The sequence below is a fragment of the Brevibacterium sp. H602 genome (assembly GCF_051172395.1).
In the GTDB taxonomy this organism is placed as follows: Bacteria; Actinomycetota; Actinomycetes; order Actinomycetales; family Brevibacteriaceae; genus Brevibacterium.
This window is the reverse complement of record NZ_JBPIZD010000040.1, coordinates 1-13,208: the sequence shown is the minus strand read 5'-3', so window position 1 is coordinate 13,208 and position 13,208 is coordinate 1. Positions and strand designations below refer to the sequence as shown.

Here is a 13,208-nt window from a genome sequence, read left to right as displayed (position 1 = left end):
TTGCTGGGCCGCCGTCAGGTAGCAATTGCGAACGCAGTAGCCCCCGAACTCTTCGCTGTTGACGATGAGCTCGGGGGCTTTGCACTGGGCGGAAGCGGTGGGATTCGAACCCACGGTGCGGGGTTGCCGCACAACGGTTTTCAAGACCGTCTCCTTCGGCCGCTCGGACACGCTTCCTTCGGTTCTTCCATGCCTGTGACAGCGATGGAGCGAACCCTGCCTGCTCGACGCGAGGTCGAGCCACCATAGTTTCTCACAACCGCAACAGCATCTGCCAATTGGCGGATGAGCGCACGAATGTCACCGGCTCAGTCCGCGACCTTCATCGAGGCAACCGGCACCGAGGCGACGAGTCCGCGGAGGCGGTCAGTCCTTCTTGCGCTTCTTCATCCGGTTCCGCTTGCGCTCGGTTCCCAGGAGGTCATCGAACACGGAGCCGCCGGCAGGCTTCGAATCGTCCCGGGACTTGTCCGATGATTCTTCGGACCGCGCCGCGGCATCGTCGCGGGTTTTGTCTTGCCGGTCGGAGACCTGCTCGCCGAATGTTCCGCGGTCACTGCCGGAGTTCTGCGAACGTTCGCTCCACGTGTGGCCGAGCTTCGGTGCATCCTTCGGCTTGGCCGGCTGCGATTCGTGTTCAGTGCTGTCGGAGTCCTCCGAGGTGGCGCCGCGCGCCGCAAAGGAGGCCGGGACTCGTCGGACCGGAGCTTCCGGTTCTTCCTCGTCGACGAATTCTTCGTCTTCAGCAGGAGCCGGAGCTGGAGCCACTTCGGGTGCATCGTCTTGGGGCGGGACCACGGTGGAGTCCTCGACGTCGTCGATGTCAGGATCCGCGACTGCGTCAACGGTGTTCTCCGCGGTATCGGCGACCTCGACCTCGTCCGCTGCGGGCTCACCGGCTTCGGTCTCGTTGGTCCCGGAACCATCGGCTGCGGGCTCACCAGCTTCAGACTTGTTAGTTGCCAAATCTTCGGATCCTGAGTCATCGGAGTCCGAGTTCGCGATCGCGGCCGCGACGGCGCCGGAGGTTCCACGGGGCGCCGCAGAGACCGATTCCGAATCGGCGGCCGTCGCCTCGCCAGCGGGTGGAGCCACGGCGAACGCATCGCTCGACGCGACTTCCGCATCCGCATCCGAGTCCTCGGCACCAGCAGCACCGGCTGCGTCGCCGGATGCAGGTGAGTCCTCGGCCGCATCGGACCCCGCTTCGGCGGATTCAGCCCAGCTGGGGCGGGTCTCAGCAGCCTCCTCGGCGCGTGCGGGCTTGCCCTTGAGCACGAGGGTGAGCGTGGCCAGCGGCACGGACAGCCAGTTCGGGCGGTTGCGCAGCTCGGTGACGACCTCGACGAGAAGCCGGTCGACAAGCGCCGCACGCAGCACGGGATCGCTCAGCCCGATGCTGTCGCCGCGCGCCCGCGAATAGCCGGACAACAGCGAGTTCTGCACCTGCGAGGCCCACAGGTATTCGGGCGAATCGAAGATCGCGCGCAGCGCTCCCGGATCATTGCCGAAGCCGCTGACGACCAGCGAGCCGTCCTCGGAGTCGAGCGCATCGGTGCGCTGCAGACGAGCGAAACCGGCGGCGTAGTCGATGCTGCGCAGCAGAGCCACGAGGTCGAAGGCAGCGGGCTTGGGGTCCGAATCCGTCGAATCCGTGAACTTCACGACCGAATAGCCGTCGGTCGACGAGCTGACCACATGATCGAGTGTCAGCTCGCCGTGGATCTTCTGCAGGGTGCCGATGGTCTCGAGTCCCTGCAGCCGGGCGCGGTGGCCGCGCAGCTCCGGCACCAGCGAATCCAGGGCCAGAGGAGCCCGGCCCAACGCCCAGTCGATGCGCTCCACCCACTTCTGCACAAGCTGCTTCGTCGGTTCGCCGGCGCCTTCGACGACGCCGAACTCAGCGGCCATGTCCGTATGGAGTTCGCCGATGCGCCGACCCATCTCCGCGGCGTGGGCGTTGTAGGCCCCGATCGAACCGGAGTCGACGGCGCACACCGTGTTCACGGCCTCCCGCCATGCAGGTTCGGCGTCGACATCGACGTGGGAGAGCAGCGCCATCGGCGCCTCCATCTCCTGGACCTCGAACATGTCGTACCAGCGACCCGAGCCCCAGCCGATGACCTCGGGCACACTGCGCGACCCCGCCTCGGTGAGCAGGACGGGAATCGTCAGCGATGACGGCATTCCGTTCTCGAGGACGCGGAAGAACGAAAGCTCCAGCGGCTCGTATTCGTCGTGGATGATGACGGTCGACTTGTGCTGCCCGGAGTCCGAGACCTCGATCGGGCGGATCTCGACGGGCATGACGTCCTCCGCCCCCACCGTGAGGTCACCGATCGATGGCTTCGGTGGGACCGCCTCGGCGGCGGTGTTCGTCGATCCATTCGCCGAGGCGGCCGCGCCGTTCGCGGTCACCGGGAACGGCATCGGCGCACGGTCCCGGGCCTCGGTCTTCTCCTGGCTGTGGCGCAGGGACTCGGTGGACAGCTGCCCGCCGTCGAAGACCTTGCGCTTCGTGATCGCGTCGGCCATGAGGTTGACGAAGACGGGATCGGCGGCGCCGTCGTAGACGTAGACGGTGCCGAGCGCGAGGTCGTCGACGCGGCCGATGAGGGCGTGGCGCAGGTGCATGTCCTCGGCGCCGCGCAGGGTCAGGGGGATGTTGAGGCGACGCAGGGTGGGGCCGTCGCCGACGGAGATGACGGTCACGAGGCCGGCGAAGCCGCCGAGCTCCTCGGCGGTGTAAGTGAACGCGCGGGCCACCGACATGGGGGTGATGTCGGGGTCGGTCCCGAAATCTGCTGCGTGCTTGGGGAACCACGGCTGTCGGGGTATCCAGCTGGCTAACAGTTGTTCGAGCTCACTGCTGATGGCCATGACGTCTCCTAGAAGGGATTACGGGCATCCTCCATCCAATCATGATATGGGGTATTCGCGGTCCAGGGCGCACCCGAAACCCCGAAGTCGGGAGCCAAATCACGGGGTGGGTGCGGATGCGAGGCGCGGACGGGACCGGTACGCGGCGGACTTGTGACGGGGCCCAAGCCGCCTCGCGGCTGTCCTCATGTCGATACGAGTTGCCAAATGGCAAGACAAAGGGCGCACAATAGTCAGGTGGTTGAAACAGATATGGCACCCCAGAAGCTCACACTCGCCGGCGAGGTCGAGGCGGCTGCGCTGCGAATTTCCGATTCCGTCATCCTGTCGCCACTTCAGATCTGCGAGCGGCTGACGGCCGCAACCGGTTCCACGGTCTACCTCAAGCGTGAGGACCTGCAGATGGTGCGGTCCTACAAGATCCGCGGCGCCTTCAACTTCATGCTCCAGCTCGATGCCGACGAACGCGCCCGCGGTGTCGTCTGCGCCTCGGCGGGCAACCATGCCCAGGGCTTCGCTCGCGCCTGCAGGGAACTGGGCATCCAGGGCACGATCTTCGTGCCGAAGACGACGCCGAAGCAGAAGATCGAACGCGTCCGCCACTTCGGCGAAGAGCAGGTGACGATCGAGATCGCCGGCTCAACCTACGATGATGCCTCGGCGCTGGCGCACCGGTTCGCCGAACGCAATGAGGCACTCCTGGTCTCGGCCTTCGACGATATGCGCACGATCGCCGGTCAGGGCACCGTGGCTGCGGAGATCCACGCTCAGCTGGACACCGACCCGGATTACATCATCGTGCCCGTCGGCGGCGGCGGAGTGCTCGCGGGAATCGCCGCCTATGCGGCCGAACGGATGCCGCACACGAAGGTCATCGGCGCCGAACCCGCCGGAGCCGCCTCGATGATCGCAGCACTCAAAGCCGGCCACCCCGTGACCTTGGAGAACATCGACCGCTTCGCCGACGGCACCGCCGTGCGCCGGGCCGGCAACATCACCTACGACGTCATCGCCGAACACGGACTCGACATCCGTCCCGTCGCCGAGGGCGCGGTGGCCACTGAGATGCTCGATATGTACCAGGTGGACGGCATCATCGCCGAACCCTCCGGCGCCCTGGCCTCGGCCGGGATCGGCGGCCCGGACTCGGACAAGCCGATCACGATCGAACCCGGTTCGACCGTGGTGTGCCTGGTCTCCGGCGGCAACAACGACATCTCCCGCTACCCGGAGATCCTCGAACGCTCACTCGTCCACGAGGGCCTCAAGCACTACTTCATCGTCGACTTCCCGCAGGAACCCGGTGCCCTGCGCCGGTTCCTCAACGAGGTGCTCGGGCCCGAGGACGACATCGCGATGTTCGAGTACGTCAAACGCTCCGACCGGGAGACCGGACCTGCGTTCGTCGGCATCCAGCTCGGCTACGCCGAAGACCTGCCGAACCTGCTCGAGCGGATGGAGGCCTCGTCGATCGAGGTCGAGCGCGTCCACCAGAACTCGCCGATGTTCCGCCTCTTCGCCTGAGGTTGGGTTGCGCATCTTGGCGGCTCGCCGCTGCTGAGTGGCGGATGATCGCCTGGGGAGCGGATGCCCCTGCCCACTCGCGCACCCAGCTACTAGAGTGGACGCATGCGCGCTATCACGATCTCCTCCCCCGGTGAGCCCGAGGTCCTGCAGGTCACCGACGAACCCACACCAGACATCGCCGCCGATGAAGTCCTCGTCCGCGTCCATGCCGCCGGCGTCAACCGGGCCGACCTGCTGCAGCGCCGCGGATTCTACGATCCCCCACCCGGGGCCACCCTGATTCCCGGGCTCGAGGTCTCCGGCACGATCGAAAAGCTCGGCGCCGACGTCACCGGCTGGTCGGTCGGCGACCGGGTGGCGGCCCTGCTCTCCGGCGGCGGCTATGCCGAGTACGTGCCCGTTCCCGCAGGTCAGCTGCTTCCTGTCCCGGAAGGCTTCGACCTCACCGAGGCGGCCGCCTTGCCCGAGGTGCTATCGACCGTCTGGTCGAACATCGTCGGCCGCGGGCAGGTGCAGGCCGGTGAGTGGCTGCTCGTCCACGGCGGCGGCTCCGGCATCGGCACGGCCGCGATCCAGATTGCGCGCCACCTCGGCGTGAAGATCGTTGTGACCGTCGGCACCGATAAAAAAGCCGAATTCTGCCGCGAACTCGGTGCCGATGCCGTCATCAACTACCGCGAAGAGGACTTCGTCGAACGCGTCCGCGAGATCTGCACCCACGACGACGGATCGACCGGCGCCGATGTCATCCTCGACATCATCGGCGCGAAGTACCTCGAGCGCAATATCAAGGCGCTGGGCACCGACGGCCGCCTCGTCATCATCGGCATGCAGGGCGGAACGAAGACCGAGATCAACCTCGGCTGGCTCATGCAGCCGCGCAAGTCAGTCTCCGCCACGACCCTGCGGGCGCGGCCGAAAGACCAGAAGATCGCCATCGTCGCCGAGGTGGCCGACCGTCTCTGGCCAGCCGTGGTCTCGGGCGACATCCGCCCCATCATCCACGAAACCATGCCGTTGACCGACGTCGTCCGTGCTCATCAGACGCTGGAGGACGGGGCCAACATCGGAAAGGTTCTGCTCATCGTCGATGAGGAAGGTGCATGAACGATGACTGAGAATCCCGAGTCCGCGGACGGAAACCAGAACCACGCAACCGAGACGAACGCCGCGGACGCAGCGAACACAGACGGTGCGGAGACTTCCGACGGTGCGGCGAACGCCAACGGAGTGCAGGCAGGCCTCGCCAAGGCACAGCAGGATCAGGCGGATGTCTCTTCACCGGCGAAGGTGATGCGCATCGGCACCATGGTCAAGCAGCTGCTCGAGGAGGTCCGCGGGACCGAACTCGATGAGAAGGGACGCGAACGCCTCGCCGAGATCCACCGCCGCTCTATCGACGAACTCGAAGATGGGCTGTCGAAGGACCTCATCGAGGAGCTCGAGCGCCTCAACCTGCCCTTCGACTCGGCCGACGGTCCCCCGACGACATCGGAGCTGCGGATCGCACAGGCCCAGCTCGTCGGCTGGCTGGAGGGTCTCTTCCACGGCATCCAGACCGCGATCATGGCTCAGCAGGCCATGGCCCAGCAGATGGCTGGTCGCGGGCAGCTGCCTCCTGGAATGGTTCCGCCTGGGATGACACCAGCTGACGGACAGCCCGGCGAGAAGACGGAGTCGGACCGCGACGAACGCGGAACCGGAAACTATCTGTGAAGCGCTTCTTCTCCGGCCTGCGCAAGAAGGCGACGACCGCGGTCAAGGACGATGACCGGTTCGGCACCGGACTATGGCGCCACAACCGCGACCGCTTCATCCGCGCCGTCGACCGGTATTACACCACCGCGGTGGCCCTCCACGAGGCACGCGACTCCGCTGACAGCGCCACCTCAGGAGCCGCCTCGGCGGGATCATCCGACGGCGGGGCCACGGCCGCCTCGGCGAAGGATCCGATCGACGTCATCGTCGACGGCACCCACCGGCTCAACGCACTCGTCGACGTCGTCGACGGCCTGACCGCGGCCCTCCACGCCCGCCACCCTGTCACCGGTCAGGTGGTGCCGGGGCCCGTTCGGCAGGCCGTCGGCGACGCACCGGAGCTGCTGACGAAGGCCTCGTCGAAGGTCGGCGAGGCGGTGCTCGCGGCGTCGATGGCACGGTCGGACGGGCCATCGGGACGGTCGATCGATTCGAGTGCGGAGGCCACGGTTCGGTTCATCACGGATGCCGAGGAGCTGCTGGGGCGGGCGCGGGAGATTCTCGCTAGGGTGGAGGCATCATGAGACCTCCCATCAGCCCCGATATCCTGCCGCCGGATGACTTCGACCTCGGCCTCGTCGCCAGCGATATCGACGGCACTCTGCTGCTGAACTGGAAGCCGATCTCGACGGCCACGATCGATGCGGTCCACCGCTGTCAGGACGCGGGAATCCCCTTCGTCCTCGTCACCGGACGGCCCATGCGGTGGTTGGCGCCGATCGCCGAGCAGATCCCCGACCTCGGTCGGGTCGTCTGCCTCAACGGCGCGGTCGTCTACGACATCGCCTCCCAGTCCATCGTCGATGCGCACACCATCGACTCACAGACGCTGGCGGAGATCACCGCGGCGGTCCGCGTCGATCATCCCGAGGCTCGGTTCGCCTACGAGACTCTCAACGACGGTTTCATCGACCGGGAGTTCGTCACCGGTCGACCGCGTGAGGCCCGGATCATCGACGATGTCTCCGAACTCGCCGGCGAGGACGTCGTCAAGGTGCTCGTGCGCCTGGAGACGAGCGATTCGCAGGCGATGCACGACCTCATCGATCCGCTCGTCGACGGCACCTGTCATGCGTCGTTCTCCGAACCGGACAACGGGCTCGTCGAACTGGCACCGCATGGGATCACGAAGGCCAAGACGCTGTCGGATCTGTGCGACCACCTCGGAGTGGCGCGGGCGCAGGTGATGGCGTTCGGGGATATGCCCAATGACATCGAGATGCTGTCGTGGGCCGGGCACGGGGTCGCGATGGGCAATGCGCTGGGGTCGGTCAAGGCGATCGCCGCAGCCGTCACCGACGAGGTCGACGATGATGGTGTCGCCCGCTACCTCGACGCCGTCTTGGACACCCGCCCCAACTAACCCCAATTACTACGTGACGGCGGCCCAGCTACCTCGCGCGAGGTTGCTGGGCCGCCGTCGGGTAGCAATTCAGGGGCGGGTGTTGGTGGTGCCCTCCGCTTCGAGCAGCGCTGAGTCGAGGCTGAAGTAGTCGACCAGTGCCACCGCCAGTCCGTCGTCGTCGACCGAGTCGGTGACCACGCTCGCGAGTACCTTGAGTTCGTCCTTCGACTGACCCATGACGATTCCGTGTTCGACCCATTCGATCATCTCGAGGTCGTTGAGTCCGTCTCCGGCTCCCACGGTGTGGGCGTGCGCGACTCCGAGTTCCTCGGCCGCGATCTCCAGACCGCTGGCCTTCGAGACCCCGTCCGGGGCGATGTCGAGCCAGTTGCTCCAGCCCACCGAATAGCTGACCTCATGCAGTCCGAGCGAGTCCACGGCGGCGGCGAACTCCTCGGCGGTGCCGTTGACCTCGCGCATGACGATGCGGGTGGCCCGCTTGGTCAGCAGTTCATCGAAGTCGACGATGTCGAGGGTGTCGGACTCGGCGAGTTCGCCGACCGGGAACGCCCCGGACGCCCATCGGTGCAGGTCCGGATCCTCGACGAGGAACAGCGCCGTCGGCAGCGCCGCGTGCATCTGCTCGAGCGCATCTTTCGGGTCGAAGGACACGACATGGTGCAGCTCCCACCCCAACGGCAGCTCCGGGTCGAGGCGGACGACGACGGATCCGTTCGAGCACACGATGAAGCCGTGCTTGAGGTCGAGCGCATGGACGACCTCGAGCGCGCCCGGCAGGGCACGGCCGGTGGAGATCACAAGGTGGTGCCCCTCCTCGGCGAGCCGATCGAGCACCTGCTTCACCGACTCCGACAGGGTTCCGTCGTAGCCGACGATCGTGCCGTCGACATCGAGTGCGATGAGGTGCGGGGTCAATGTGTCTCCCAACGTATGCGTATATCTTCTTGTCGTCGTTCTTCCCGGCGCCGAGGCGACCGAACCCAACCGAGTCCCGCCGAGTTCCGCAGCACGGTCAGTTCCCCGCCACCCGGCACAGCCTCAGTAGCGCGGTCCTTCCGGTCCCTGTGCGGTCATCCCACCAAGGTAGGGCCGCAGTGCTTCGGGCACCGTGACCGAGCCGTCCGCCTGCTGATGGTTCTCGAGGATCGGCACCAGCCAGCGGGTGTTGGCCATGGTTCCGTTGAGGGTGGCGACGGGGCGGGTCGATCCGTCGCGGCGTTCGCGGATCTGCAGGCGACGGGCCTGGAACGTCGTGCAGTTCGACGTCGAGGTCAGCTCGCGGTAGGTGCCCTGAGTCGGCACCCAGGCTTCGCAGTCGAACTTGCGGGCGGCCGAATCACCGAGGTCGCCGGCAGCGGTATCGATGACCCGGTAGGGCAGCTCGCACAGTCCGAGCATCTTCTCCTGCAGCGACAGCATCCGCTCGTGTTCTGCTTCGGCGTCCTCGACCGGGACGTAGGCGAACATCTCGACCTTCTGGAACTGGTGGACGCGGATGATTCCGCGGGTGTCCTTGCCGTAGGAGCCGGCCTCGCGTCGGTAGCAGGAGGAGATGCCGGCGTAGCGCAGCGGGCCGTCGGAGAGGTCGATGATCTCGTCCATGTGGTATCCGGCCAGGGGCACCTCGGAGGTGCCGACGAGGAACAGGTCGTCGGCTTCGAGACGGTACACCTCATCGGCGTGCTCACCGAGGAACCCGGTGCCGCGCATGACCTCGGGACGAACGAGGGTCGGGGTGATGGTCGGGCTGAACCCGGCCTCCTCGGCGACGTCGCGGGCGAGGTTGAGCAGAGCCATCTCCAGCTTCGCGCCGAAACCGGTGAGGTAGTGGAAGCGCGAACCGGAGACCTTCGTGCCGCGGGTGGTGTCGATGGCCTTGAGTTTCTCACCGATCTCGAGGTGATCGAGCGGTTCGAAGCCGTCCGGGGTGAAGTCGCGGGGCTCGCCCACGGTCTTGAGCGTCACGAAGTTCTCTTCGCCGCCGGCAGGGATGCCGTCGATGATGAGGTTCGGGACCTTCGATACGAGCTGGTCGAAGGCGAAGGTGGCTTCTTCGGACTCCGCCGACAGCGACTTCACGGCCTCGGACTTCGCCTTGCCTTCGGCGATGAGTGCGGGCTTGTCCTCCTTCGGCGCCTTCGCGATCTGGGAGGAGAACGACTTCTGATCCGCACGCGCGTCTTCGAAGGCGGTGATGGCCGCACGACGAGCGGAGTCGGCGGCGATGACCTCGTCGATGAGCTCGACGGATGCCCCGCGAGCCTCCTGCGATGCCTTGAACAGGGCCGGGTTGTCTCTGAGAAGCGCTAGATCGATCACCCTCTCAGCTTAACGGGCCGGGCCTGTTTTCGATATTCGACCCTCAGCTCGCATTCGAGTTCTGCCCTGTAGATTTGGGACATGATCATCGAGTTGGATCCCCTGATGACCTGGGTCATCGTCATCGGCGCTCTCGCGGTGCTCGTGGCCGCGTTCCTCATCGGCCGCCGCACCGGCGTTCGTCGCGCACTCAACACGATGCGACGCTCCGCCCACCCGGCGAACCTCTCCGACGAGGTGGTCGATGACGCCGCCCGGTACCGTGCCGCGCTCATCGTCAACCCGACGAAGACCGATGTCCACAACCTGGCCTCCACCGCCGAGGCGATCTGCCGTTTCGAGGGATGGAGCCGTCCGCTCGTCCTCGAGACCACCGTCGACGATCCGGGCGCGGGAGCTGCCGTCCGCGCCCTCGACGAGGGCGTCGACGTCGTCATCGCCGCCGGCGGTGACGGAACCATCCGCGCTGTCGCCTCGGCGCTGGCGGGAACGTCGACCCCGATGGGGATCGTGCCGCTGGGAACGGGGAACCTGCTCGCCCGCAACATCGACCTCGTCCTCGACAAGACGGAATGGGCGCTGCGGATCGCACTGTGGGGGCGCAACCGCGAGATCGACGTGGGGAAGGCGAAGACCGACCCGGACGGCGACACCCACGTCTTCACCGTGATGACCGGACTCGGCTTCGACGCCGCGGTCATGGCCGACACCAGCGACGATCTCAAGGCCCGCCTCGGATGGCTCGCCTATGTCGAAGCGGGATCACGGAAGCTCACCGGCAAACCCAGTCATGTCAAGGTCACGTTCGACGACGAATATCGGATCTCGGCGCGGGTGCGTTCGGTCCTCGGCGGCAATTGCGGGAAGCTGCAGGGCGGCATCCAGCTGCTGCCGCAGGCGGTCATCGACGACGGCATGCTCGACGTGCTCATCGTCAGCCCGAAGAACCTCGGTCAGTGGCTCGGCGTGCTTGCATCGATCGCCGGCCGTCGGGCCTCGCGCGGGCTGCACACGAACATCCGGAAGTGCCGCAAGGTCGTCATCGAAGCCGGTGACGAGGTCGATATCCAGATCGACGGAGACCCGCTGGGTCAGTCGTCCTATCTCGAGATGGAGGTCGACCCCTCGGCCCTGACCGTCCGTGTGCCCACCGTCGAACAGCGCAAGCAGATCCGCGCCGAGGCGTGGCCGGTCTAGCTCAGAACCGCTGAATTCGCGCGGCCGACGCGTCCTTTCGCCGAGGCGGTCGCGACAGTCATTCTTTTACCGACGAGTAGGTCACGAAACGGTTAAAGGAATTCACCTAAGTGTTACCGCATCTAAATCTGAACAAAACGTACAGAAATAGTTTGGAAAACCCTTAGAACCTAGGATGAGTGCCGTATCACACCCCTCGCCACAGAGATTGAAGGCACTCCAATGAAGAAGATCATCCTCGCGCCGGCAGTCGCGCTCGCGTTCACCGGGCTTGTCGCGAGCCCGGTCGCCGCCGCGGAATCGACGTCCGCCCAGTCGGCCTCCACGCAGACTGCCGAGCAGAAGAAGGCCGACGCCGAAAAGGCCGAAGCCAAGAAGAAGGAAGAGGCCAAGAAGGCCGCTGCTGAGAAGGCTGAAGCCGAGAAGAAGGCAGCGGCAGAGAAGGCAGCAGCCGAAAAGAAGGCCAAGGAAAAGGCCGAGGCTGCCAAGAAGGCCGCCGAGGACAAAGCGGATAAGAAGGACGAGGCAAAGAAGCCTCCGAAGAAGGTCGATCCGAAGCCCGCTCCTGCCCCCAAGGACGAGGACAAGGACTCCAAGGACGACGACAAGTCTGAGGAAAAGGCCAACCCGATCAATGCCTCGGTGCAGGTGACCTCGGGTGAAGTCACCGCCGAGGAGCTCCACGAGGACGGTGTGACCGTCAAGGTCATCGGCCTCGAGAAGGGCGACAAGGTCGCTGCTAAGTCCGGACTGACCGGCCCGGCCGTCACCGCTCAGGGTTCGACCGCGACCCTGAAGCTGCGTTCCTCCTCGGAGGTCACGCAGGAATCAGTCGCTTTCGCCCTCCAGGTGCAGCGGACCGGCACCACTGCCAAGACTGTCGCAGGAGCCGCCGAGGTCGACGTACAAGCAGTCGACCCCACGGTCTCGCTCAACACCGACGAGATCTCGGAAAGCGATTTCGACGAGAACGGAATCAAGGTCACCGGCGAGGGCTTCACCCCCGGCGGCACGGTCAACGTCGTCGGCGGCAACGAAACATCGCCGTTCGCGACCCAGGAAGTCGAAGCCAATTCGGACGGAGAGATCTCCGCAACCCTGAAGTTCGAGGGCGACGATGCGCTTCCAGCCGGCGACTACACCGTCTGGGGCGTCGACCAGGAGTCCAAGACCAACTCCCCGGCCCAGGACTTCACCATCACTGAAGACGATGCTGTCGATGCGATCGACGCCTCGCTCAAGGTAGATCCCAAGGAGATCACCGCCGAGGATCTCGCCAACAAGGACAAGGGCGTCAAGGTCACTGTCACCGGCGTGAAGAAGGGTGACAAGATCACCGATTCCCTCACCGGTGAGACTGAGACAGCAGAGGCCGACGGCGATTACGAGCTCCACCTCTGGTACGAGGGCGACCCCGCGAACCTCGATGTCGGCAAGGTCCCGTTCACCGTCACCATCGACCGTGAAGGCACCGAGTCGGAAACCCTCAACGGAGACATCAACGTTGTCGCCGAAGACGGTGAGGACGACGGAAACGACGACGCAGACAACGGCAACGATGGCAGTGACGACGGCAATGACGACGGCGAAACCGAAGCTCCCGCCGAGGCGGCCTTCACGGTTTCCCCGAAGACGATCGAAGCCGCGGACTTCGCCAATGACAAGAAGGGCGTCACCCTCGCCGTCGAGAACTGCGAACCCGGCGCGGATGTCCACTTCGAAGTCAACCCGAAGGGCATCAACGTCACCGCATACGAGAACACCGTCACGGCTGACGACGAAGGCAATGCCTCCGTCAACGTCTTCGGCACCTCATCGGATGTCTCGGCCTACGTCGGCGCTTACACCGCGACAGCAACCTGCGGCGAGGACACCATGAAGGACTCCTTCACGGTCACCGAAGGCGCAAACGGCGGCGGATCGGGCGGCGGCGACAACGGCAATGCCGGAAACGGCGGCGGAGACGACGGCAGCCAGCTGCCTCGCACCGGTGCCGACCTCGGCGGACTGACGACGGGAGCCCTGCTCCTCCTCGTCGGTGGTGCCGCGATCGCACTGACCGGCCGCAAGAACAAGTTCGGACAGACTCCGACGAGCTTCTGATCTGAGCCAGGCAGACAGCCTGCATCGAGAAGGAGGGGCGGCCCAGCACACGCTGTGC

General features: G+C 65.7%; 10 protein-coding genes and 1 tRNA gene. 7 read left to right on the top strand and 4 right to left on the bottom strand.

The window, feature by feature from the left end; translation table 11 throughout:
• Positions 1 to 89: 89 nt before the first annotated feature.
• Together ACSBQT_RS17555 and ACSBQT_RS17550 are read right to left on the bottom strand one after the other, a co-directional pair.
• Positions 90 to 177: transfer RNA gene (locus ACSBQT_RS17555), tRNA-Ser, on the bottom strand.
• A 189-nt stretch (positions 178 to 366) separates the two neighbouring features.
• Positions 367 to 2,880, bottom strand: coding sequence for a maltokinase N-terminal cap-like domain-containing protein (locus ACSBQT_RS17550; RefSeq protein WP_410708887.1), 2,514 nt, complete (start codon positions 2,878 to 2,880; stop codon positions 367 to 369).
• Positions 2,881 to 3,132: 252 nt separating this feature from the next.
• On the opposite strand from ACSBQT_RS17550, the gene ilvA reads away from it, so the two are divergent.
• The 5 genes from ilvA to ACSBQT_RS17525 all read left to right on the top strand — a co-directional run bounded on the left by ilvA (position 3,133) and on the right by ACSBQT_RS17525 (position 7,528).
• The gene (ilvA, locus tag ACSBQT_RS17545; protein ID WP_410709919.1) at positions 3,133 to 4,404 is read left to right on the top strand and encodes a threonine ammonia-lyase IlvA; all 1,272 of its coding nucleotides are present in this window, start codon (positions 3,133 to 3,135) and stop codon (positions 4,402 to 4,404) included.
• 105 nt (positions 4,405 to 4,509) lie between these two features.
• Positions 4,510 to 5,514: an NAD(P)H-quinone oxidoreductase gene (locus ACSBQT_RS17540; RefSeq protein WP_410708888.1), complete on the top strand. Its 1,005-nt coding sequence runs from the start codon at positions 4,510 to 4,512 to the stop codon at positions 5,512 to 5,514.
• Between the two features lie 3 nt (positions 5,515 to 5,517).
• Positions 5,518 to 6,123 carry a proteasome activator gene (locus ACSBQT_RS17535; RefSeq protein ID WP_410708889.1) on the top strand — a complete coding sequence of 202 codons (606 nt, stop codon included), beginning with the start codon at positions 5,518 to 5,520 and terminating at the stop codon, positions 6,121 to 6,123.
• The gene (locus ACSBQT_RS17530) at positions 6,120 to 6,689 is read left to right on the top strand and encodes a hypothetical protein (RefSeq protein ID WP_410708890.1); all 570 of its coding nucleotides are present in this window, start codon (positions 6,120 to 6,122) and stop codon (positions 6,687 to 6,689) included. Before ACSBQT_RS17535 ends, ACSBQT_RS17530 begins: the two co-directional genes overlap by 4 nt.
• Entirely contained in the window at positions 6,686 to 7,528 is an 843-nt protein-coding gene (locus ACSBQT_RS17525; protein ID WP_410708891.1) for an HAD family hydrolase, read from the top strand. The genes ACSBQT_RS17530 and ACSBQT_RS17525 overlap by 4 nt, the downstream gene beginning before the upstream one ends.
• A gap of 69 nt (positions 7,529 to 7,597) precedes the next feature.
• Here ACSBQT_RS17525 and ACSBQT_RS17520 read toward each other — a convergent pair whose 3' ends face one another.
• Both ACSBQT_RS17520 and serS read right to left on the bottom strand, forming a co-directional pair.
• The gene (locus ACSBQT_RS17520) at positions 7,598 to 8,458 is read right to left on the bottom strand and encodes an HAD family hydrolase (RefSeq protein WP_410708893.1); all 861 of its coding nucleotides are present in this window, start codon (positions 8,456 to 8,458) and stop codon (positions 7,598 to 7,600) included.
• Positions 8,459 to 8,569: 111 nt separating this feature from the next.
• On the bottom strand, positions 8,570 to 9,850 hold the full coding sequence (serS, locus tag ACSBQT_RS17515; protein WP_410708895.1) for a serine--tRNA ligase: 1,281 nt from the start codon (positions 9,848 to 9,850) through the stop codon (positions 8,570 to 8,572).
• A gap of 81 nt (positions 9,851 to 9,931) precedes the next feature.
• On the opposite strand from serS, the gene ACSBQT_RS17510 reads away from it, so the two are divergent.
• Both ACSBQT_RS17510 and ACSBQT_RS17505 read left to right on the top strand, forming a co-directional pair.
• Positions 9,932 to 11,047: a diacylglycerol/lipid kinase family protein gene (locus ACSBQT_RS17510; protein ID WP_410708896.1), complete on the top strand. Its 1,116-nt coding sequence runs from the start codon at positions 9,932 to 9,934 to the stop codon at positions 11,045 to 11,047.
• Between the two features lie 222 nt (positions 11,048 to 11,269).
• The gene (locus ACSBQT_RS17505; RefSeq protein ID WP_410708898.1) at positions 11,270 to 13,150 is read left to right on the top strand and encodes a hypothetical protein; all 1,881 of its coding nucleotides are present in this window, start codon (positions 11,270 to 11,272) and stop codon (positions 13,148 to 13,150) included.
• The last annotated feature ends 58 nt before the right edge of the window (positions 13,151 to 13,208 follow it).

Coding starts and splice junctions, on each gene's coding strand:
- ACSBQT_RS17525 (WP_410708891.1), top strand. CDS start 6,686: ATGAGACCTCCCATCAGCCCCGATATCCTGCCGCCGGATGACTTCGAC.
- ACSBQT_RS17550 (WP_410708887.1), bottom strand. CDS start 2,880: ATGGCCATCAGCAGTGAGCTCGAACAACTGTTAGCCAGCTGGATACCC.
- ACSBQT_RS17505 (WP_410708898.1), top strand. CDS start 11,270: ATGAAGAAGATCATCCTCGCGCCGGCAGTCGCGCTCGCGTTCACCGGG.
- ACSBQT_RS17540 (WP_410708888.1), top strand. CDS start 4,510: ATGCGCGCTATCACGATCTCCTCCCCCGGTGAGCCCGAGGTCCTGCAG.
- ACSBQT_RS17535 (WP_410708889.1), top strand. CDS start 5,518: ATGACTGAGAATCCCGAGTCCGCGGACGGAAACCAGAACCACGCAACC.
- ACSBQT_RS17510 (WP_410708896.1), top strand. CDS start 9,932: ATGATCATCGAGTTGGATCCCCTGATGACCTGGGTCATCGTCATCGGC.
- ilvA (WP_410709919.1), top strand. CDS start 3,133: ATGGCACCCCAGAAGCTCACACTCGCCGGCGAGGTCGAGGCGGCTGCG.